The organism is Vibrio spartinae (assembly GCF_024347135.1).
GTDB classification, from domain to species: domain Bacteria; phylum Pseudomonadota; class Gammaproteobacteria; order Enterobacterales; family Vibrionaceae; genus Vibrio; species Vibrio spartinae.
Map to the genome: position 1 here is coordinate 1,392,070 of NZ_AP024907.1, position 23,138 is coordinate 1,415,207.

The following is a 23,138-nucleotide window of genomic DNA, read 5'->3' on the forward strand; positions in this document are numbered from 1 at the left end:
TCAGGTTGTCGCAACATCGCACCAACTCCAAATTGTCATGAAGATCTATCCATTACACGAGTTAACACGCTTTATCGTGAGTCATTTTTTATGTGTGAGGTATGACCATTAGTTAAAGCTAATGTACTCTGATCTGAATGACGTTTTAAGTAGTCAATATGCCAAAGTGTATTCCTAATACGACAAGTGGTTTTTAAACAAAGCAAACTGTTATAGAGTAATAGTATGTGGCATATGCTAATTAATTTACAAACGAACGGGTTGCAGAAAGGAGTGAATTCCTATGGGTTGTGATACAGGGTTAACCCCCATAAAAAGTAAAAAGACTGAGCAAAATGTTTCTGAAGAATTATCTAAGGAGAAATTAAGTATGAGTTCAACAATGGTACGTCGTGAAATGCCTGAATTTACAATGGACGCCTTTGATGCGAAGACTGGACATTTCACTTCGGTTTCTAATTCTGACTACACGGGGAAATGGGTCGTAGTCTGTTTTTATCCTGCTGATTTTACTTTTGTTTGCCCAACTGAAATTGCAGCGATGAATGCTAAATATGACGAATTTCAGGCGTTGAATACGGAGATTCTGGCTGTTTCCGTCGATTCAAAATTCTCTCACAAACGTTTTGTTGAAACCGAGCCATTACTAAAAGGATTAAAACTCACCATTGGTGCAGATTCAAACCAGGATGTCAGCAGAATGTTTGGCGTTTTGGTCGAAGAAGAAGGCGTGGCATTACGCGGGCGATTCCTGTTTAACCCTGATGGCATCTGTGTTGCTCAAGAAGTACAGGCAGATTCAGTGGGACGTAATGTGAATGAATTTTTACGTCAGGTTGAAGCGTGGCAACATGCAACAAAAACGGGAGAGGTTTGCCCTGCTGGATGGCGTCCCGGTAAAAAAACATTACCGGTAAACACAGACGCAGAACAAATGGCCGGTCGTGTTGGCGACTATATTACGATTGAAGAAATTATGAGCTGATGATTTCTCAATAATACGACCTAAATGAAAGCCGACGAATATTCGTCGGCTTGAATATATCATCTCAAACAAAAAATCGGCCAGATGGATGAAGGGGAAGGTATCCACCGTTTACCGGCCTATTTTCCTATTGTTTGACAGAAAACTTAGCCAGATTCAATGCACTAACAACCGTATTCCTCAGCAATATAAGTTTCAAACCGACTAAACAAATCTTCGTCAGATACCAGGTTGTCACTGATTACTGTCTCACCATCCACGACTTTTATTCTGGCATTGAGCGGCGCGACGTCAGAGCGCTTCCGGGAAGATAAGTTGGCAATTTTCTGTTGCTCTATTTTCCATGCGTCTTCTGCTGAAAGGTTACATGCGTCGGCGAGATATTTGGCATTAAACCCTTCTCCAGTCAGGCTCTCAATGGTCTGATTATGTGAAAGATGATTGCCTTGAGACCAGTAGTGTTGCGCAAGTAAGGGACCAATTTCCGTATTATCAGTCAAGTAACCCAAGGTTCGGGTAAAATATGCTCGGGTCTGATACACCGCCATGTGTGCCAGCAAATAGCCCTGATACGAACATGCTGACTCATCAGATAAAAGATGTGGGATTGCCATTAATGGTCTGGGACTGCATGCCAATCCTAAAATGCGCTGTTCCATCTCACGCGCCAGTTTGGTCACTGCTTCAGGCGTTAGTTCGTCATCACTTAACTGATACAGTGCCCGTTCAAAGTAGGGGACAACCAGAATGCTTCGTTCTGTGTAGGCTTTAAACGGCTGACGGCTATCAATCATCTGTTTGATGATGGTATCCGGTACTGCCTCGCCAGCGGCGTTTTTCGCATACTGTTTTAACCAGTCGGCATCGGTCAGCAAACTGTCACAGAACATCGACTGAGTTTCAGCATAAGCCATGGAGGTCGGGGCAAATTCCTGAGAAAAGCAGGGCGCGTTCATTTTCACATTGGCAAAATGGGCGGCGTGGCCGCCTTCGTGGAACAGGGTATTTATGCCGTCATAACCGCTACCGACCTGATCCGGTTTGGCGTTACTGGTAAAATTCACCTTTGCCGCAATCCAGTTCCCCTGATCGACAAAGGATGGAATTGGACCGTGGCAGAAGCCATTCTGGTATTTTCCTTTACGATCGAGCAGGTCAAGGGTTAACTCCGCACCGGAATAGTCAATATTCAGGCGACCAAATGATTCCACCCAACGACGAAGTGACTGAGAAAAGGGGACATAAGGGTCCAATTGCCGCATGACATCGCCGGCAAAAGAAAACGGGAAATTATATGCCTGCAATGCCTGTTCGCCTTTCTCTTTAGCAAGGTTATCCAGACTGTTCTGGTGGCTTTGTCGGGTACGCTGTTCAAAATCATCCAGAATGGTAAACAACTGCTCGGAAGTCATCTGCTCAGTTTTTACCACAGAGTAATCAAAGAAAGAATCAAAGCCGAGAGAGCGGGCAAATTGATTTCTCAGTTTCACCAGATCCAGCAATCCGTTATGTAGTAGCCACTGTTCCAGATCCATTAGCGCCTGATGCGCAGACTGACGGACTGACTCATTGTTATTCGTACGGATCACGGAACTGAGTACAGGCAATGACCCTTCAACCTCATTGCCCTTTTCATCGTGATAAGTCATGACATGTTGCTGTTTTTTCTCAAACAGGTCTGCTTCAAAATTGATGAGTTTTTCTTTCAGTTGATTGCCTTCCGGCGTTTCGATAGCGTGCGCCTGAAACGTCGCCAGCCAGCCCTGCAACCCGATTAGTGTTGATTCTCGTTCCTGCGGGTCAGGCAGCTTTTCCGCTTCAGTAATCGCTTGTTTTATGTCAGCAATTTTCTGTGGGTTACTGAGATAATTGGTCCATTCGGTCTGTGCTTGGGCGGATTGGTCGTGGGCATCACTGGTCCCCATATAGGTTGACCAGAACAGGTCCTCTTTCTTGCGATGAATTGCGAGGTAGCTGTGGTTTAAAGTATTGAGAGTTTCGGTAGGAGTCATTGGTGCCTGCTTATCATTAAACTGTTTGATAACAAATCTATTCCCCCACACTACACTAATCTTACCAAGGGGTTAAGGAAAGATTTTCCCGAGAGTCACTGGGAAATGATTGAGATATGACCTAAATTCGATGTGCAAACCCTTTCCTATTCTGCATATGATGCTTTAACACTCGGTTTATCATCACGACATTTGCGAGAAGAAACACCCAAGGTGAATCACTTTGGGCGTTTCCATATGGTGTTCTCTGAAAGAAAATGGATGCTATAAAAAATCATGGATTTTTAAACAAAACGACACATAACAACGCCATCTTAAAAAATTGATAAATATAGATGCCTCTTATACTATCGGTAGCCTAAACCTGCGTAAAAGGAATGCTTACTGTGTGGTCTTCTTTATTAAGATTTCACCGCCTCTGGATGAGTTTATTATTGCTTTCCAGTACTCTTCAGGCCGCTGATTTTTATGTCTCTGATATCAGCGAAACCACCCAAGATGACGCACCGGCCTTAGTGATTCGTTTTACCAGTCCTGTCGATCCGCAAACTGACCTCAGCAAATCAGTTGCGGTCACACCAAACCCTACGACCGGCAATATCTGGATCCCGCAAAATAATGGCCGCCAATGGGTGCTCCCATTTGTCGAGCCCAGCACAGAGTACACCATCAAAGTCGATCATCAGCTTAAATCGGTTGGTGGCGTCACCGTCTCTGAGAAAGACAGCGAAGGTCAGGTGCATCACTTTGAGCGAACCGTCACAACCCGTAAAATTGTCCCTGGAGCCAATTTCTCAGACAAAGGGTCTTTCTTGGTCGGTAATATTCAAAATGGTATTCCTGTTACCGTCATTAATCAGCAATCGCTGGACTTAGATGTCTTTCGTGTTCGTGATGAGGCTTTAGACCGCTTTATTCACGAGACATCCTTTCAAGGCATGAATAATTATTATCGGCTCCAGCGATTAAAAAAATATGCCGATTTAGTCCACACAGCGCGCTATGAAAATGATGCAAAACCCAATCAGCGTAAGACCTACAATTTAAATTTAGACCCGGTCTTAGACAAGAATTCTCCGGGGATTTATATCGCGGTCATCCGTAAAGCCGGTGACTATGCCTATGCCTATGACACGGCAGTGTTCACGATTACTGACATCGGCCTGCATGTCAGAAAGTACCAAGATTCTTTAGTGGTTTACAGCCATTCCATTGCGACTGCAAAGCCGATAGGCAATGTTGATTTGCGTTTTTTGTGGCCAAAGACCAACAAACAAGCCGCGCACGACCAAACGGGCAAAACGGCCCTTGACGGCAGCTATCAGTTGGCGACCAATGATCTGCCCAAAGTGGTGGTTGCGCGTCATGGCGACAGTATTTCCTTTCTCAAATTAGACCAAGGTGAGTTGGATCTCTCTGCCTACCCCAATGTGCCGAGCCTGCATCGTCAGTATCAGATGTTTATGTATGGGCCTCGTGATTTGTATCGCCCCGGTGAAGCCGTCTCGATCAATCTACTCCTACGCGACTTTGACGGTCAGAAAGTCGCCGGATTGCCACTCACAGCCAAGCTTTATGATGCCCGTGGTGAGCGTAAGAAACAGTTCACCTGGCAACCGGCAAGCACCAATCTATATCAAACTGGCTTCCAGTTAGACGACAATGCTCCCACAGGGAAGTGGCGTCTTGAAGTCAGCATTAACGATGACTATGTCAATACCTATTGGTTCCAAGTCGAAGAGTTTTTACCGGAAACACTGACGCTTTCCTTTTACGATGGGGTACCGAATCAAACGCACTATGCGCCCGTCAGCGGCAGTTTTGAGGTGCCGATACAAGCTGATTATCTCTATGGTGCGCCCGCAGCAGGTAATCATGCCGATGCCGTGATTACGGTTTCGCCTGCCACGTCACCATTTCCGGCACTCAAGGATTTTTACTTTGGTCATGCCAAAGAAAAAATCAGTCATCGAACCTTGAAAACGCCGGCAATACAGTTGGATCAAGCCGGAAAGGGCGCCATCTCGGTGCCTGCGAACTGGTCCAAAATTGCAGTGCCATTACGATACCTTATCAGTGCCAGTGTTTACGAAAGTGGCGGCCGTCCGGTGACCCGCAATCAACAGGTTATCCAGTTGCCGGACTACGATAAACTGGTTGGGGTTCAACCGTTATTTAAAGGCCGGCCTGCATCCGATGACACGGTGCAATTCAAGCTGTTAAGTGTCAATCAACAGGGAAAACCCGTTTCCGACCAACTCAATGTTCGTATGTCTCGCAAGTATCGAGAGTACTTCTGGGAGTATAACGAGTCCCGCGGCTGGTACTGGAATTATAAAAGCCATATTTATGCCGTCGGCAGCGAAAAGGTTGATGTGAAGGGGGATTCGGTCACGGTCGATTTTCCTGTGCAATGGGGGACTTATATTTTAGAAGTTACCTCTGCCTCGGGGGCGAAGACGACGTTTGAGTTTGAGACCGAGTGGAGTTGGGGCAACCAAAACAGCAGCAATTTAAAACCTGATATGCTGCAAATGGCCTTAGACAAAGATCGCTATGCGCCGGGCGACAACGCAAAACTTCGTTTGACGAGCCCCATTGCCGGCGATGGCATTATCAATGTGGAATCGACCAATGGCGTGCAATACAGCCTGCATCAACCGATCCAGAAAGGCGACAATGACGTCAGTATTGATATTCAAAGAGATTGGAACCGACACGATTTGTATGTCACGGCAATGGTATTAACCCCAGCCGACCAAGTGACGGAAATTGCGCCGAAACGTGCATTGGGCATCACACATCTATCGATAGTCCGTCCGGATGCCATTGCGACCGTTGAACTGACCACAAAGGATAAAACGCAACCCAACAAAGCGGTTAATGCACATATCCATGTCACGAATTTATCCAAACTCGGGGATCAACAACTGTATGCAACTGTCGCCCTTGTTGATCAAGGCGTATTGAATATTACGCGTTATCAACCTCCTCGACCTGAGCAGTATTTCTATGCACCGCGCCGATTCGAATCAGAATATTTCGATATATACGGCAAGATCATCAATAATTTAGGGTATGACATGATCCGCCAGAAATTCGGGGGAGATGCTTTTGATGAGTCGGATGCAGCACTCAGCCGGGGCGGCAAAAAACCGAAATCCGATGTGCAAATTGTGTCGTTCTTGAGTGAGCCGGTCGCTTTGGCGAATGGCGAAGCCGATGTCAGCTTTGAATTGCCAAGTTTCAATGGCAAATTGGAATGGATGGTTGTGGTTTATGGCGACCACAGTTACGGCAGTGCCCACCAAGAGATGATTGTTGCGGATAAGCTTGTCTCTCAAATGGCCATGCCTCGCTTCCTTGCGATGGGCGATCACAGCCAAGTGAGTATTGATCTGCATAATCTTTCCGATACTGACCAAACGCTTGAGGTCAGTGTAGACGTCGCGGGTGCTGTCACGAGTGAAGGTTTGCAGCAGACGCTCGTACTTGCCGATAAAGAAAAAACGGTCCTCACGATTCCAGTCGCAGGGGCAGACATTGAAGGTCAAGGTGTCATTCAACTGAATGTCAGCAATGGTGATGACATCCATATCACACGAACATGGCGACTGGGTGTCCGGAGCCCTTATCCTTGGGCAACCCATCAATTACGGGCAACCATTGAGCCCGGTACACAGTGGCAGCCGGATGTTGATCTCAGTGAATTGCGAGACAGTAGTGTTCAAGCCATGCTGACGATTTCTAATCGTCCTGCGATCAATTTCACAAGCCAATTCGAAAACCTATTGCAATACCCCTATGGTTGTTTAGAGCAAACGATCAGCTCGACCTATCCTTGGCTATTACTCGACGAAGCGATGGTCAAAAAGCTCGATTTGAATCACAGTATTGAACAACAGTTTAATCAGCCGTTTAACGAAGCGTTTCGTCAGGAACAAATTCAGAAAGGGATTGAAAAGCTCAAGGCGAAACAGCTCAGTCAGGGTGGTTTTGGCTATTGGAATGCCAGTAGCTGGGAGTCTCGCTGGGGAACGGTTTACGCGACGGAGTTGTTAATCGATGCACGGAAACAAGGTATTGTTATCGATGATGATATGCTAAAGCGCGCGATCAAACGGTTAACCTTCTTTGTTAACAATGACCCTAACAGCGAGATGTGGAGCGAAAGCCCGGGCTACTACCAGTTCTCTTATCGCGCTTACGCCGCCTTTGTCTTAGCAAAAGCTGATGCGATTAGCTTAGGTTTCGTGCGTCGGCTCTACAGTCAGGTGATGACCAATCACGAAGGCGGAGAGGATGCCCAACCAATCAAGCTCGATCAATCGGGTCTTGCCTGGATGCACTTAGCGGGTGCATTGCAGCAATTAAATGACACCGGCAGAGCCCAAAAAGCACTTGAACTGGCCCTCAAGACTGACCGTAAACCTGATGCTTATTACCGGGATTATGGCTCGATTGTGCGCGATCAAGCGTTAAGTCTTGCCGTTGCCTTGGAACTCGGGCTAGATGACGGCTCGCTAGCGGATAAAATGATCAATGGCATGCAAAACAAGCGTTGGTTCAGTACCCAAGAGCGGATTGCTCTGTTAAAAGTCGCGCGTCAATATGCGAACCAAAACAGTCGATGGGATGCCACTATCCAGTTACCATCGAGTGAACAGTCGCTGGTGAGAACACAGGCGTTCAATGCGGTGTTTGATGCCGACAAGTTGCGTCAGCTCAAAGGGATTACCGCACCTAACCAGAAGTTATATGCCAGCCTGCAATATCAAGGGGCGCCGAGAGACATTCCGCAACCGTATAGCGAAGGGTTACGCATTCGCCGGCAGTATTATGACCTCGCAGGGCAACCCACCACACCGACCACGCTCACCAGTGGCGATCTGGTCATTGTGGCATTAAGTCTTGCGACTGTTGATGATGACTTACGCATCCCGGATGCGTTAGTGGTTGACCTTTTGCCGGCCGGTTTGGCGTTAGAAAACCCAAACCTAAGCAATGCCAGTGTCGATCTGGATAGCATTATGATTGACGAGAAACCACTGGGTCGCTATTTCCGTGAAAATAACGTGTTGTATCAGGAATATCGAGATGATCGCTTTGTGGCCTCTGTCAGCCTGAACAACCGTTCTGTGACGACGCTCTATTATCTGGCGCGCGCGGTCACGCCGGGGACTTACCAAGTCGCACCGCCATTTGTAGAAGATATGTATCGTCCTCATTATCGCGCTGTTGGTTCATCGATCAAGACGCTACAAATACAGCCTCGCTAATGGCTGTCTTGAATAAACAACCCCGGTTATGGGCTGCGTTGCCCATCGCCGGGATATTGTTATTTTTGTCTTTCTTATTATACGACTGGATCGTACCGGTCGATTTAGCATCCCGCTCTCTGAGTCAAACCGTTCTCGCTGAGGATGGTTCTGTTTTACGGAACTTTGCCGATGAAAACGGCGTCTGGCGCTTTCCTGTGACTTTAGACGACGTCTCGCCCAACTATCTCACCGCGCTGATCACCTACGAAGACCAATATTTTTACGACCATCCGGGGATCAATGTCTTTGCGCTCATGCGTGCCGCGTGGCAATGGATAAGCACAGGACACATCGTGTCCGGTGGTTCAACGTTAACTATGCAAGTGGCTCGCATCCGTTATCCTGAGCCCAGAACGGTATGGGGAAAATTCAAGGAAATCATCCGCGCGCTGCAATTAGAATGGCATTTTAGTAAAGCCGACATCCTTACTTATTATCTGAACCATGCCCCTTTTGGTGGCACTTATGAAGGCGTTCAAGCCGCCTCATTAGGTTATTTCGGTCATTCGGTGCAGCAACTGACGGACGCTCAAGCGGCCTTATTGGCGGTTCTGCCACAAGCCCCCAGTGATTACCGCCCGGACAGACATCGCGAACGCGCCCGACAAGCCCGGGACAAATTGATGCACCGTTTGGTCACGCAACACGCATGGTCGCAAGAAAGGTTAGACGATGCGTTAATCGAAGGCATTACGAACGCGACCAAAGCGGGCTATCAATCTGCGCCTTTACTTGCCCGCAGACTTGTCACACACAGCCAAGCGCCTCAGATTCAAACCTTTATTCATGCGCAGTGGCAGAGTCAGGTCAGTAACCTGCTCAGAAATTATGTTCATGGCATTGGACAGAATGTTTCCGCAGCGGCCTTGGTGGTCGAAAATGAGACGGGTCAGGTCAAAGTCTACGCCGGATCAGCCGACTTCAACGACAGCAGCCGTTTTGCTTATGTGGATATGGTCCGGGCAACTCGCTCCCCGGGCTCAACCCTCAAACCTTTTGTTTACGGCATGGCATTGGATGAAGGGCTGATACACAGTGAAAGCTTATTGATGGATGTGCCCCTCAAATTTGGAGACTATCAACCCGACAACTTCAACAGTGGCTTCAGCGGCCCGGTGTCGGTCTCAGAGGCCTTGCAGAAAAGCCTGAATGTTCCGGCCGTTCAGGTGCTAGAGCAGTTAAAGCCGATTTATTTTTTCTTAAAGATGAAAAAAGCAGGGATAGGATTAAAACTACCGACGGGGGCGCAGCCTAATCTGGCCATTGCGCTCGGCGGGGTGGGGGCCGATTTAGAAGACTTAGTTTACGCATACACCAGTTTGGGTCATCAAGGACAAGCGCAGCATCTTCGCTTTAGCACGGCAGACAAACAAGCCCAGCAACCACTTTTAAGCGACGGTGCCGCTTGGGTGATCCGAAAAATACTGTTAGATAACCCGAACGCAGTGGCAGGTTTGGCGGTGAAGACCGGTACCAGCTATGGCTTCCGGGATGCCTGGGCTATTGGTGTTAGCCAGCATTACACCATCGGGGTCTGGATTGGCCGACCCGATGGCGTTCCGATGCCCGGCCATTACGGGCAAGTCACCGCGGTACCGTTAATCAACAGTATTTATCAACGACTCAATGATCAACGCCCGGATCCTTTGATGCCTGACAGCGTCTCTCAAGTCAATATCTGCTGGCCACAGGGAGATATGGTTCAGTCAGACTGCGAGGAGCGCCATCGCGCTTATATTGTTGACGGCACCATTCCGAAGACTTGGTACAATATCGCTGAGCGGCAACAACCATTCAATCAATCCGAATTTCATTTCTGGCAAGCGAATGACTCCAAGTTACGCGTCAATATTCGCTGTCAGATTAAAGCACAGCGTCACAAGGTGACGGTTTGGCCCGCACCGCTGGACAATTGGCTCAAGCCCGAACAACGCAGAGCTGCCCGCATTCCGGGCTGGGACCCGAGATGCCAATCGACAGGCAATATTATTCGCCAATCTGCCGTGCATATCCATGGGCTGGCGAATCACGATGCGTTCCAGTTACCGAAACAACAAAGCCAAACCATCACAATCTCCGCTGAGGGTGGCGAAGCCCCTTATTACTGGCTTTTAAACGGTGTTTTATTATCGAATCAGCAAAGCAAGATCACATTGAAAGATTTAAACACCGGTCATTATCAACTCACGTTAATCGATCAGGCCGGCTCAAGAGACCAAGTTGAGTTTTCGGTGCTGCGCTATTCGTCCGAGTGAATACCAGTCTTTACTCGATGGCGCTTCACGATAACCAACCGACAACGTCTGATAATGCCAGATATTTCAGCCATAGATATTTGACGGGAATGGTGCGGGAGAAGACTCGATATTTTTTAATTGAGTATGAAAAAAATCATACTTTTGGAACGAAAAACAGTAAATTAATAGTGTATGAATCAACTCAGCGCTTCAATAAGTGAACCTCAGGAATACACCCGATATGAACCAAGAACAACCCAATAATCCGTTGCACGGTCTGACTTTAGAAAAGATCCTAGTGCGCTTACAAGCGCACTATGGTTGGGAAGGATTAGATGCAAAAATCCAAATTAACTGTTTCTACAACAACCCATCAATCAAGTCGTCATTGAAATTTTTGCGTAGAACGCAGTGGGCAAGAGAAAAGGTTGAAGCTTTGTATGTCGAGACCTTTTGCCAATAAGAAAACGTTCTGTGCGAGTGATTCAATCTTTCATCTAAATATGCAGTGAATTTTTAACAGACGGAGGCGCCAGTTAATGGAATTACATCCAATCTTACTATTCGTAGTTGCATGTCTATCCATCAATTTAATCCCGTGACCGGATGTCTTTAAGCAAGGTATCATTGTCAGTGTGCTCAATCCGAAAGTGGCGTTATTCTTCTTGTCTTTTCTGCCGCAGTTTATTGATACCTCGGCAAACTCAGTTAATATGCAATTATTCATCTTGGGATTGTGTTTTAGTGGATTGGCGACATTGTGCAATATGATTTATGCGTTCGTCGGTAGTTGGTTACTGAAAAGTGCCAAAGCCAATCGTTATTCACGGATCATTGAGGGATTTTCCGGTGCTTTGCTGATTGGCTTGGCAGGAAAAATCGTATTCAGTAAACAGTAATGTTGGGCGGGTAAGCAGCATGAAACGATGGAGTCAGAATGAATTTTAGTGCGATCAATTTTAAAGATAAATTCTCAAAATTTTCAGAACACTGGTCTCCGCGTGTTGTGGCGGAAATGAACGATTATCAATTTAAGTTAGTCAAGGTTGAAGGCGAGTTTGTTTGGCATGATCATCCGGATACCGATGAAGTCTTCATCGTGTTGGACGGTATCCTCAATATCGAATTCCGGGAGGGGGTCGTCACCTTAAATTCAGGAGAAATGTTTGTTATTCCGAAAGGTGTTGAGCATCGGCCTGTTGCCAAAAGTGAATGCAAGATCATGATTGTTGAGCCTAAAGGCGTGGTTAATACCGGCGATTCAGCGAGTGAATTGACGGCTGACAATGATGTTTGGGTGTGATTTATATGAATGAGTCAATAATTGAGTATCTCATATTGGCTAGGTTGATGTTGAAGGAGAGGTGATGACAAAGATAGGATTCTTTATCCGTTTTACGGCCGCCTATATCGTGGTTATGGCTATCGCGGGTGTGGCAGCGGGATTTCTGGGAATGGAAAACGCAAGCAGTTTGAATACACCGATATTATTCGGTATCTCATATTGGATTTTCTACACCTATACAAATAAAAATGAACGACTCATCGAAAGTCGTGAGAAGTGGCATTTAATTTTGCTGGCGCTGCTTGGCGATGTGATTACGACGATCTTATTAGGTATTCCAACCATGTTGGTCAGTCATATTCCCCTTAACTTTTTATTGATTGGTTTTCTCATCACCATACCACTGCATTTTTTGCTTTTCCTCGCAGTCAATTTCGGTGTCAAAAAGTTGATAACTAAACAGCGTCCTGAGTTGGTCAATCATGAACAAGCGTCATGATAGTTCACTGTACTGATGAACTGTATTGACGTTAGTTGAGGACATGATGGGTATCAAGATCAGGAATAGAAACGGGATGGTGGATATTCTGATGGCATTGGACAGGGTTGATGAATCATGATGATGTATCGGAGCGGTTTCGAGCGCCTGATTTGACCATCAACTGAATCGGTCGCAATAAACACAAGGAAATCTAGTGACAAAATTTGCAGTGTTATCTGATATTCATAGCAATGTTTTTGCCCTTGACGCGGTGGTTAATCATGCCAAATCACAGGGCGTGACCCAGTTTATTAATCTTGGGGATATTTTGTATGGGCCGATTGCGCCCAAAGAGACTTATCAATATTTATTCACGTTGAATGCGATAACCATATCGGGGAATCAGGATCGGCAGATCTATCAGGCCACTCCAGAAGAAATTGAATCAAATCCCACCATGGCATTCATACTCGATGAGTTGGGTCAAGCCCCGCTGGAATGGATGAAACAGTTACCATTTGATTTACAGATCACCAATGACATTTATGCGTGTCATGGGACGCCAACGAGCGATCTGGTTTATTTATTAGACAATATTGAATCAGGGAAACCTGAAGTCCGGGCGGATCAGGAAATCATAGCATTATTGGGGGGCATCTCATCCCCAATGATTCTTTGTGGTCATACCCATATGCCAAGATGTGTTGAACTATCGACCGGTCAAATGGTGATTAATCCCGGTAGCGTCGGATTGCAAGCGTATCGCGATGAAGAACCTGTGATACATGCCATGCAAAACTATTCGTCTCAAGCATCCTATGTCACCTTGTCCAAACATATTGGCGGTGAGAGACATGTTGGAGATAAATGGGATATAGCGTTTCATCGGGTCAGTTACGATGTGTCGCAAGCTATCGATGCGGCTCAGCAACGGGGCCGCACAGACTGGGTTCAATGTTTACGCACCGGACGATGCTGATCATTGGTGTTTTCAGGAGAGAATATGGATGTTTTACTGTATAGCGCGAAGGGTTCCAATTGTTCGGAAAGAGTGCAGTGGGTACTTAACTTTAAGCGGATTCCTTATCAAAGGATTGAAGTGAGTTCACAAGAGTTGGGATCGAGTTATCTCACCGTGAATCCGTTTGGTTATGTGCCGTCACTATCGGTCGATGGCTTGGTGTTTTCTGAGTCAATGGCGATTGTCGAGTATCTTGAAGAGCGGTTTACCGATATTCCTTTACTCGGTAACAATCTCAATGAAAAGACGCATATCCGTCGGGTTTGTGAATACGTGAATGGCAGTATTCATTCACCTCAAAACAAAACGGTACTTAAATTTTTTCGCCCTGATCTTGATGACAGCTCGAAACGACAATTGCGGGGAGAGTGGATTACGCATTGCCTCGATAAATTAAGTGCGTCGATTTGTCACGACTCGGGGTATGTCATTGGTCACAATTTCAGCCTTGCGGATATCTTTGTTGCGTCAATCTATAAAAAAGCACGACAACATGGCGCTGCTGGTCATGAATTTTATCATCAGCATCTCATGTTTATTCGTAACAATGAGCAGGTCGCGAGGGCTGAGCCACCAGAAGATAAGCCACACGAATGACGCTATCGGGTTGTGAGCGGTGCTGATGACAACCGATGTGGACGGGAACAGGTCGTGGGTGGAACAAATCATGGGATGGCATCAATAAAGGGAGACTCACAACGTCTCCCTTTATTATTATGGTGCATGAACCCTCAATTAAATCTTGAAGCGGGCAACCAACTGATTCAGTTGTTCCGCCAGCCGTGCAATTTCGCCACTGGACTGACGGGTTTCATCTGAGGCAACGGCATTTTCTTCCGCGATTTGACGGACATTAACGATGTTTTCGTTGATACTTTCAGCAACAGTGCTCTGTTGCTCAGAAGCGCTGGCAATTTGCATATTCATGTCATTGATGACACTGATGGCGTGAATAATTGCTTGCAACGTCTCATTGGTTTCATCGGCCTGTTTAACACAATCGGTTGCTTGTTTTTTTCCTTGATTCATGGCAGCGACGGTACTCTGCGTGCCTTGTTGGAGCTGTTCAATAATATTCTGGATCTCTTGGGTGGAATCCTGTGTTCTGGATGCCAGCGAGCGAACTTCGTCGGCAACGACCGCAAATCCCCGGCCTTGCTCTCCGGCCCGTGCCGCTTCGATTGCTGCGTTCAGGGCGAGAAGGTTGGTCTGTTCGGCAATCCCTCTGATGACGTCCAGAATGGTACTGATATTGTGGACTTCCTGCTCTACTTCGCTGAGTCTTTCCGAAGATTGGGTGACACTTTCCGAGAGTGAGTGGATTGCCGTGATGGTTCGTTGTACAACCCCGGCGCCTGATTCAGCTTCCTGATTGGCTTGATCTGCCGCACCGGCCGCCTGAGATGCACTGTTGGCAACATCATGCACGGTCACGGTCATCTCATTCATGGCCGTCGCAACCATCTCCGTTTCTGATTCTTGCCTGATGATACTCTGACTACTTTGTTCGGTGACGGTTGCCAACTCAGTCGATGCTGAGGCAAGTTCGGTACTGGCTCCGGAAATGGTGGTGATCATCTGTTTCAGATTGACAGCCGTATTTTGAATGGCAGCAAGCAGTAACCCGGTTTCGTCTTTACTGGTTTTTCCGACATTAACGGTTAGATCACCATCTGCCAGTTGGTTGGCCGCCTTCACCGCTTTCTGAACCGGTTTGGTAATGACGATGGTCAGTAAGTAGGATGCTACAATCCCTAATAAAATGGCCAGCACGGACAGCAGTATGGTGACTTCGATACTTCTGGTGGTACTGTCTTTTAACTGAGGACCAAGCGTATCCTGCTCTTGCATCACTGACTGTGTGACTTTCTCAACATCAGCCGCGATCTGAGGACCGAGTTCATCCAGTGTATGGTTAATCATCCCATTCGCTTGTGAAATCAGACTGTTAATATCACGCATATCTTTCAGATAGTCTTGATGTGCTTTCAGAAACGTGTTCAATAGTTTTTGCTGCGGTGTTCCTTGCAGATCCTGTTTCAGGACCGACAATTCATCTTGTAGCCCTGCATCCATATTGGTGATCGCGATGGTGAAATCTTCCTCTTGACTGCTCTGCAGAAATTTTACGACGAACAGGCGTCCAACGAGCATTGCTCGCTGTGCCTGGCTGGCATTGTAGGTGAGTGTTGCATTGCCTTCTTGATAGGCTGATTGGATAATTTGAGCAATGGATTCGCGCATTTCTTGACCATAGATACCAAGTTGTTTTTCAAGCGCATTGCGTTGTCTGACTAATTCAACGACTTGATTAAAGGTCGTATTGTAAGTGTTAATTGACTGGTCCACTTGCTCAATCAGGTCTTTTCTTTCTGGCGAGTGAACCGATTGTTTTGCCTCATTCAAGAAACCCTTCATTTTGGCAAGATATTTTTGATAGCTGGTGATGTCGTCAGTGTCTCTGGTAATTAGAAAATCTTTGACATTCATGCGAACCATTAGCATGTTCGTTTGTAATCGACCTGAAAGATTGGTCTCTCGGGCTAAATCTCTATACTTGCTGATCCCATCACTGACTGACTGTAATGAGTAGATGCTCGCACCCAAAACAATTGATAATAAAATCAGTACAGTAGCGAATCCCGCCCCAATTTTTAAACCCAGCCTTAAGTTCCTAAACATATTTTCACCTGTTCATCTGTTTGGATAATTATTTTTGACGTTGTTTTTGGCAATAAAATACGTGCCAGAGGAGCGACAAAACACAGAGCATATGATATCAGAGTACTGTGCAAATTATAGACTATAGATGACTCGTCAGAGTAGTGAAGTGCATTGAACTGAGGATCTTTGGGAGAGCGTTTATGAATGTCGAGGCGGGGATATTTGAGCATAAGATATAATGATAATGGATTGAAATTATGACGTTTTTCGTTGATGATGTGGGGTTCATCATATCTATGACATGATTCCAAGAATAGCCTGATGGTATGATGTTCACTATTGATTTAAATAATAATATTACTTAAAGCACAACAAGTTACGGAACGATTCATCATGACAATTCATCGAGTGAAAAAAGGAATGCGTCGGTTGTTGACCGGTTTGGTCATTGGTACAGCCGCTTTCTCTGCTACAACGACATTCGCAACCGCATCCACGATTGAGGGGATTTTAAAATCAGGTGAGCTGAAATTTTGTTTTGAAGCTGGGTATGTACCTTTTGAGATGACCAGTAAAGATGGGCGGTTCATCGGGTTTGATATTGATATTGCGAAGCATATGGCCCATTCGATCGATGTTAAATTTGTGCCGGTCAATACCGCGTGGGATGGGATTATTCCGGCATTACAGACGGGTAAGTGTGATTTTATCGGAGGGATGACGGTGACGCCGAAACGCAATCTGAAAGTGTCCTTTGCCGATGCTTATATGCAGATTGGTCAGACGGTTTTACTGTCACCGACGCTGGTAGGAAAGATTCATAGTTATCGTGATTTGAATGATGCCAAATATACCGTTACAACCCAGATGGGAACGACGGGAGCACAGGCGGCGAAGAAATATTTGTCAAAAGCAAACGTTGATCTCTACGATACCTCTGCCGATGCAGTGTTGCAGGTTGCCAATGGCCGGGCCGATGCTTTTGTCTACGATTTACCTTACAACGCTATGTATGCAGCGCAGCATCCCAAGCAGGTAGTTCATCTTGATGACGCATTCACTTTCGAACCGCTGGGCTGGGCTGTGCGTCAGGGAGACACTGAATTTGTTAATTTCCTGAATAACTATTTAAAACAGATTCATGGTGATGGGACTTATGAGCGGATTTACACCAAATGGTTTCAATCAGACAGATGGATCAAACGTGTCCAGTGATTGAATGCTGCCAGTGGATGCTACTGAAAAAAACACCGATTGCTTCGGTGTTTTTTTATGGATAAATTTTGAGACTGGCCGCAGTGCCGGGACTCCTATATTGAATCAGCAGTTGGGAATCAGCAGTTGGCTTTTTCATGTTCAAGCAGCCAGCGTTTGCGTTCCAGCCCTCCGGCATAACCGACCAGTTTGCCGTTCTTGCCGATGACCCGATGACACGGGATGATGATGGCGATGCGGTTATGCCCGTTGGCTGAAGCAACTGCCCGGACTGCGGTGGGTTTATGGATGGCTTCTGCCTGTTGTTGGTAAGATGCTGTCGAGCCATATTCTATCTGCTGTAAAGCTTGCCAGACCTCTTTTTGGAAGGGGGTTCCCGGTGAGTGAATGCTCACGTCAAACTGTTTGCGTGTCCCGGCGAAGTATTCGCCAATCTCTTGTTTGGCCTGGCGAATGTGGTCATTTTCCCCATTGATAATGGTGGCTTTCAGCAAGCGTTGTAAATCCCGGAATTCGGTTTCCAGCATTCGTCGTTCGACAAACTCCAGTAAACAGATGCCTTCATCGGTTGCACAGACGAACATCGGGCCCAATGGCGTGGTAAAGCGATTGATCAAGATAACTTGACTGTCGGTACTTTGGTTTGGTGATTTTCCCATAACTTTCTTAAACGTATATCCGAATCCACTCAAGGATTCATATCCCATATCGTAGGCTGTGTCCATGAGTTTCTTTCCTTCTTTAAGTTCGACCAGCGCATGATTGATTCGATACATTCGCTGAAAGGTGTGAAAGGTAATGCCATAGTGTTTTTTAAACCAGCGGCGTACCATTTCCGGTTGTATCTGGTGTTGTCTCAACCGACTGTCAGAGATTTTTTCTTTCGGGTGTCGGCGTACCAATTCTATAGCCTGTGCAACAGGCGAGGGCGCTTCACTGGCGTTTTCAGTCGGTTTACAAATCTTGCAGGGACGAAACCCCGCATCCAGTGCTGCTTTTAATGTGGGATAAAAATCAACGTTTTCTTGTTTCGGCTTTCGGGCCCGGCATGTGGCAATGCAGAAGATGGATGTGGTTTTGACACCGGCATAGAAAATCCCGACGTAACGCGGATCTTTTTCCACAAGCGCTTGATAATAACGATTGATCTGTTGCGGATTGGTAATTGGCTGTCCATGTTTCTGCATTGGAAACGTTCTTTTGTCGGATTGAATAGCAAAACGATACATGTAAAAAAAGTCGGGTGGCAACCAATAAATTGACAACTATGTTTTCGACTGTCTCTGGTTTTTCGACCATCCCCGACCCATGTTCGAATACCTGTCTATAAGATCTGACGAAACGTCAGACTGATCCGTTGCCCGGTAACCTTTTTGCTTTTGTTGATTCCATGTCGCCAGTAATGCTGAATCGGACCTTCCATAACCAGCAATGAACCATCGGTGGGGGTGATGGTGAATCGGTGCTCACCGTTCCGGTGTCTGAATTGCAAGGGCCTGGCTATACCAAAGGTGAGCATCGCGACGACAGGGTTTTTTCCTAATTCGGGTTCATTATCAGCATGCATCCCCATATTGTGTTGTCCGTGTTGATACCAGTTGCCCAGCACGGAGTTAAATGCATGCCCTGAAGCCTCTTCAACAATCGCCTTGAGTTGGTTGAGTAACGGTGGCCATGGGGTTGGCGCCAAGCGAACCTGAGAATACGTATAGGCTTTATCACCGTACCAACACTGAAGTCTGGGCGTTTGATAATGACGGCCAAACAAATAGACATCACCCTGATACCAGTGCAGTGAATTTTTCAATGTGTGTGACAGTGTATCGGTCTCTGTGAGAAGCCGATCAATATAGCGCAGCCTGCCATCCGGCAACTTAATGATTTCAGGATTCCGGTTGGAAGCGATCATGGCGGATAAATCCATCGATTTGTGAGGCAAGCGTTTGTGAGTACAGCATCGTCGTATGTGCATAACGAATTTCAAGATGATCGGTCATGCCGGCGATTTTGGTCTCTTCAACGGTAATCGTGCCGTCCGATGCAGCGTCATGACCGCATAGCATCGGCCGAATCCCTAAAGCCACGGTGCCGGCGATGCTGCCGAGTTTCTGGGGAAAACGCCATTCATCTTGGTGTTGCTGCAATCCATGATGGGGTGCATTACCGAGGATCATGCCGAATCCCATCGCCTGAATTTTGCTAATAATCGAGGCACCCTGAAGGGGGGAACCAATCGTTACCACGTGAGAAATTTGGGCCGTGGTCGGTTGACGGGAGGCAAGATAGTTTTTGATCATCAATCCGCCGAGGCTATGACCGACCAGAATATTGGTATGGGTCTCATCGAGCGCTGCATCAATGTTGCTAAATAGCTTCTCATCGTCGATAGCGACAGTATTGTAGCTGAGCACTTCCGTGGTATAACCCAGTTGGTTTAATCGCTGACGCAGCGGTTGCAGCGCGATGCCATGCATGTACAAGCCATGGAGAAGGATAATTTTCATAGACTCTCTCATGTCAGATTTCCTAAGGACTGAACTGCATCGTATGGAGCAATCGGATGATATGCAATAGTGATTTCAATGGTGTTGAATATCATATCCAGTCATTCTGAATTGTATCAGTTCTGTTGCATTCAATCGTCAGTATAACGTGTTATGCATCTGCCATGATGTGTTGAAGCAGGTTATTTTCGTGGAGTGCCCGCTTAATTAATGCATAACCACCAATCGTGTCCTGTTGCTGAAAGCGGGCTTGTTCAAGGCGTAAATCTCCGGCAAAACTGGGGAGTGTCTGCCGCTGAATCTGTTCCAACAGTCGGGGAAATAATATCGGGGCAGTCTGAATCATCTCTCCGGCAAACAGAATTTTTTCCGGATTGAATACGTTCACCAGCATCCCCAGCACACGGCCGAGATATTGGGCTGCTTGCTCGATAATATGTGTTGCTAAGCCATCGCCCTGAATCGCGGCATCGCAAAGGTGTTCGATGGTGAGATGGTCCGCAGTTAAGATGCTCTGATGGCCGTGTTGCAGTAGTGCTTGTGTCTGCTTGAGCAGCGCTTGATTCGACACCACGGTTTCAAGACAACCAAAGCTCCCACAGTGGCAGCGTTGTCCGAATGGGTCGATCTGAATATGCCCAATCTCGCCAATCGGGCGGTGTTTGCCCAAAAGCAGTTGCCCGTCGGTGATAATCCCGGCACCGACACCGTGATGAATACTGATCAGGATGAAGTCATCGCATTGTTTGGCTTTTCCCAGATAGTACTCAGAGAGTGCTCGGGCTCGAATGTCATTACCGATATAGATGGGTAATGCCAGATCTTCAAGCGCTGAGGATAGCTTGAGACCGGCAATTTTATGGTTGGGAGAATAATGGATCATCCCTGAGGTTGGATCAACCAGACCCGCCATGGTCACAGCAATGGCAATCAGATGATGTGCCGCATACTGGGACCGAATTTGGCAGATTTCATGGCGGAGCGTGTCAACGATACCTTGTGTATCGTGAGATTCAATCGATGTTTGCTGAACATGATGAACCTGACCGGATAAGTCCATCAGACTTGCCTGAATCATATCCCGACCCAACCGACAGGAGATAAAATAGAAATCTCGCTGATTGGTGGTCAGCGAGGTTGCCGGGCGTCCGCCGGTTGATGCTTGTTGTTCAACCTCAGTAATGAGATTGTGGGCCAGTAGCTGACGCGTGATATTGGTGACACTGGCTGGTGCAAGTGCACTCTGTTGAGCAATCCGGACGCGGGACATCGGGCCTTCTTGGTCGATCAACTGATAGACCCGTGCCGCATTGACCTGTTTGAGTTGCTCGTGATTTGTCACTTGTCTGCTACGTTTGACCATTTAGTGCATGTCCTTTGTCCACTCGCCATTGACCAGCGTATTGATGACCTGATAAGCCGGATCGAGAATGGTCAGGTTGGCAATCATGCCGGGACGAATTGCGCCAAGCTGATGATCCATCTTGATCGCCCGTGCCGGGTAGAGTGTTGCCATCCGGAAAGCTTCTTCCTGTGGAATTTCGGCTTGTTCAACCAGTAGACGAACCCCTTCATTCATCGTGAGCGCTGAGCCGCCCAGTGTACCATCCTGATCGACACACTTGCCGTCACGGATAAATACGGGAGTACCACAAAAATCAAACTCGGTCATCCCTGCCGGTGGTGTTGCAGCAGCGGTTGCGTCCGTCACCAGACAAAGCCGTTCACCCATGACTTTCTTGGCCGTGCGGATGTTCGCCCAATGGACATGGTAACCATCAGCGATAATGCCGGCATACACATCATTGCGATCAAAAACCGCACCAACTACACCGGGAGAACGGCCATTCTCCATCGAAGTCATGGCATTATACAGATGCGTTGCAAAGCTAGCGCCCTGTTCAAATGCTTGGCTGGCTTGATCATAGGTTGCTGCCGTATGACCGACACTGACGACAATTCCGGCTTTGTGCAGTTGTCTCAGATGCTCGCTGTGATTCATCTCTGGTGCGAGTGTGACTTTTTTCAGCCACGGTGCCTGTTCAGCCAGCCAGCTGATCATGTCATTGTTTGGTTGGCGTAATTGCTGGAGCGGATGAATACCTTTACGTACGGGATTGGTATAAGGCCCTTCAAGATGCATCCCCAATACCTGATGTTGATGTTGGGTCATATACTGGCGTGTGGTCTCAACCGCTTGACGAATTACATTATCACTGTCACTGATCAAGGTCGGCAGAAAGCTGGTTGTACCGGTTTGCAGATTGGTGAGATGCATGTGTTCGAGCGTTTCCACGGTCGGCGTGCTGTTGAACATGACACCCCCGCAGCCGTTCAACTGTAAGTCGATAAAACCGGGCGACAAAATATGCCCATGCAAATCGAACCGGGGGATATCTTCAGATAATTCTGAGATCGGGACTAAAGCGTGAATTTTCCCTTTGCTGATAATAACCGCAGTATCCAGTAATTTTTCATCGCCTGTCAGAATCTCACCGTGACATAGTGCGAACATTTACTCTGTTCCTCCAAATTGCTCAATCTCAGCCGCTTCAAGTTGCTGAAAATAGCGTAATGTTTTGACTTTCAGTTCCATGGCCGCAGGTTCATCACAGATCAGAATACTCCGGGGATGCATCTGCAAAGCAGAGACCGTCCACAAATGATTGACTGCGCCTTCGACGCCAGCCTGTACTGCCAATGCTTTATTCGGACCTGTGGCAAGAATCAGGACTTCTTTGGCATCCAGTAATGTGCCGACACCGACGGTTAGTGCCATTTTCGGGACCTGATTGATATCGTTTTCGAAGAAACGGGCATTATCGATAATCGTTTCTTGGGTCAGAGTCTTGATTCGGGTTCTGGACGCTAAAGACGAGGCCGGCTCATTAAATGCGATATGTCCGTCACTGCCGACACCGCCAAAGAAGAGATGAATACCACCGAACTGCTTAATCGTCGCTTCATAAGCCTGACATTCTGCCTCTAAATCAGGCGCCATGCCATTTAAAATGTGGATATTTTTCTTTTGGATATCCACATGATTGAAAAAGTTTTCAAACATAAAGTAATGATAACTTTGAGGATGTTCTGGCGAAAGGCCGACATATTCATCCATATTGAAAGTCACGACATGCTCAAAACTGACGGCACCCGCCTGATACAACTGAATCAGAGACTGATAGGTTGTGAGTGGGGTACTGCCGGTGGGCAGGCCTAACACAAAAGGCCGCTCGGCCGTTGGTTGAAACGCTTTGATTTTTTCAGCGATATAGTGTGCGGTCCAGTGACCAACTTGTTGCTTATTTTTTAAAGGTAATAAACGCATTTTCTCTCTCCATGCATCATACTGACACTCTGATTCACTGTGGTGATGGTGTGTTCATTGGCTTATTGCATCGGTCTTGACCGTG

Annotated in this window: 17 protein-coding genes and 2 pseudogenes; 10 read left to right on the forward strand and 9 right to left on the reverse strand. The window is 46.9% G+C overall.

Features of this window, described 5'->3' with window-relative positions:
• Positions 1-283: 283 nt before the first annotated feature.
• Positions 284-985, forward strand: coding sequence for a peroxiredoxin (locus OCU60_RS06355; RefSeq protein WP_074373771.1), 702 nt, complete (start codon positions 284-286; stop codon positions 983-985).
• Positions 986-1,149: 164 nt separating this feature from the next.
• On the opposite strand, the gene OCU60_RS06360 is transcribed toward OCU60_RS06355, so the two are convergent.
• Positions 1,150-2,997, reverse strand: a complete 1,848-nt coding sequence (locus tag OCU60_RS06360; protein WP_074373960.1) for a M3 family metallopeptidase — start codon at positions 2,995-2,997, stop codon at positions 1,150-1,152.
• A gap of 386 nt (positions 2,998-3,383) precedes the next feature.
• On the opposite strand from OCU60_RS06360, the gene OCU60_RS06365 reads away from it, so the two are divergent.
• From OCU60_RS06365 to OCU60_RS06400, 8 genes and pseudogenes are all read left to right on the forward strand, one after another.
• The gene (locus OCU60_RS06365) at positions 3,384-8,276 is read left to right on the forward strand and encodes an alpha-2-macroglobulin family protein (RefSeq protein ID WP_074373772.1); all 4,893 of its coding nucleotides are present in this window, start codon (positions 3,384-3,386) and stop codon (positions 8,274-8,276) included.
• Positions 8,277-8,341: 65 nt separating this feature from the next.
• The gene (pbpC, locus tag OCU60_RS06370) at positions 8,342-10,573 is read left to right on the forward strand and encodes a penicillin-binding protein 1C (protein WP_159439476.1); all 2,232 of its coding nucleotides are present in this window, start codon (positions 8,342-8,344) and stop codon (positions 10,571-10,573) included.
• Between the two features lie 223 nt (positions 10,574-10,796).
• Positions 10,797-11,018, forward strand: a complete 222-nt coding sequence (locus OCU60_RS06375; protein ID WP_021020049.1) for a VF530 family protein — start codon at positions 10,797-10,799, stop codon at positions 11,016-11,018.
• Between the two features lie 142 nt (positions 11,019-11,160).
• Positions 11,161-11,454, forward strand: a pseudogene (locus tag OCU60_RS06380) (LysE family translocator); the annotation flags it as partial.
• A 38-nt stretch (positions 11,455-11,492) separates the two neighbouring features.
• Entirely contained in the window at positions 11,493-11,858 is a 366-nt protein-coding gene (locus OCU60_RS06385) for a cupin domain-containing protein (RefSeq protein ID WP_074373774.1), read from the forward strand.
• 64 nt (positions 11,859-11,922) lie between these two features.
• A complete protein-coding gene (locus tag OCU60_RS06390) occupies positions 11,923-12,339 on the forward strand; it encodes an ABZJ_00895 family protein (RefSeq protein WP_074373775.1) in 417 nt (138 codons plus the stop codon).
• A gap of 196 nt (positions 12,340-12,535) precedes the next feature.
• A complete protein-coding gene (locus tag OCU60_RS06395; protein WP_074373776.1) occupies positions 12,536-13,300 on the forward strand; it encodes a metallophosphoesterase family protein in 765 nt (254 codons plus the stop codon).
• Between the two features lie 24 nt (positions 13,301-13,324).
• On the forward strand, positions 13,325-13,939 hold the full coding sequence (locus OCU60_RS06400) for a glutathione S-transferase family protein (protein WP_074373777.1): 615 nt from the start codon (positions 13,325-13,327) through the stop codon (positions 13,937-13,939).
• Between the two features lie 138 nt (positions 13,940-14,077).
• On the opposite strand, the gene OCU60_RS06405 is transcribed toward OCU60_RS06400, so the two are convergent.
• A complete protein-coding gene (locus tag OCU60_RS06405; RefSeq protein ID WP_074373778.1) occupies positions 14,078-16,024 on the reverse strand; it encodes a HAMP domain-containing methyl-accepting chemotaxis protein in 1,947 nt (648 codons plus the stop codon).
• Positions 16,025-16,426: 402 nt separating this feature from the next.
• Between OCU60_RS06405 and OCU60_RS06410 the strand changes: the two genes are divergently transcribed.
• Positions 16,427-17,221: a transporter substrate-binding domain-containing protein gene (locus OCU60_RS06410; RefSeq protein WP_074373961.1), complete on the forward strand. Its 795-nt coding sequence runs from the start codon at positions 16,427-16,429 to the stop codon at positions 17,219-17,221.
• 119 nt (positions 17,222-17,340) lie between these two features.
• Here the strand turns inward: OCU60_RS06410 and OCU60_RS23015 are convergent, their stop codons facing one another.
• The 7 genes and pseudogenes from OCU60_RS23015 to nagB all read right to left on the reverse strand — a co-directional run bounded on the left by OCU60_RS23015 (position 17,341) and on the right by nagB (position 23,053).
• Positions 17,341-17,880 (reverse strand): methylated-DNA--[protein]-cysteine S-methyltransferase, encoded by a 540-nt coding sequence (locus OCU60_RS23015; RefSeq protein WP_370738684.1) that lies wholly within the window; start codon positions 17,878-17,880, stop codon positions 17,341-17,343.
• Positions 17,872-18,450, reverse strand: a pseudogene (locus OCU60_RS23020) (bifunctional transcriptional activator/DNA repair enzyme AdaA); the annotation flags it as partial. The pseudogene OCU60_RS23020 and the gene OCU60_RS23015, both read right to left, overlap by 9 nt.
• A gap of 95 nt (positions 18,451-18,545) precedes the next feature.
• The gene (locus OCU60_RS06420; RefSeq protein ID WP_159439477.1) at positions 18,546-19,130 is read right to left on the reverse strand and encodes an alpha-ketoglutarate-dependent dioxygenase AlkB family protein; all 585 of its coding nucleotides are present in this window, start codon (positions 19,128-19,130) and stop codon (positions 18,546-18,548) included.
• The gene (locus OCU60_RS06425; protein WP_074373781.1) at positions 19,105-19,725 is read right to left on the reverse strand and encodes an esterase/lipase family protein; all 621 of its coding nucleotides are present in this window, start codon (positions 19,723-19,725) and stop codon (positions 19,105-19,107) included. Before OCU60_RS06425 ends, OCU60_RS06420 begins: the two co-directional genes overlap by 26 nt.
• Before the next feature lie 151 nt (positions 19,726-19,876).
• Complete coding sequence (locus OCU60_RS06430; protein ID WP_074373782.1) at positions 19,877-21,088, reverse strand: ROK family protein; 1,212 nt, start codon at positions 21,086-21,088, stop codon at positions 19,877-19,879.
• The gene (gene nagA, locus OCU60_RS06435) at positions 21,089-22,240 is read right to left on the reverse strand and encodes an N-acetylglucosamine-6-phosphate deacetylase (RefSeq protein ID WP_074373783.1); all 1,152 of its coding nucleotides are present in this window, start codon (positions 22,238-22,240) and stop codon (positions 21,089-21,091) included. It abuts the gene before it with no gap.
• Complete coding sequence (gene nagB / locus OCU60_RS06440; protein WP_074373784.1) at positions 22,241-23,053, reverse strand: glucosamine-6-phosphate deaminase; 813 nt, start codon at positions 23,051-23,053, stop codon at positions 22,241-22,243.
• Positions 23,054-23,138 lie beyond the last annotated feature (85 nt).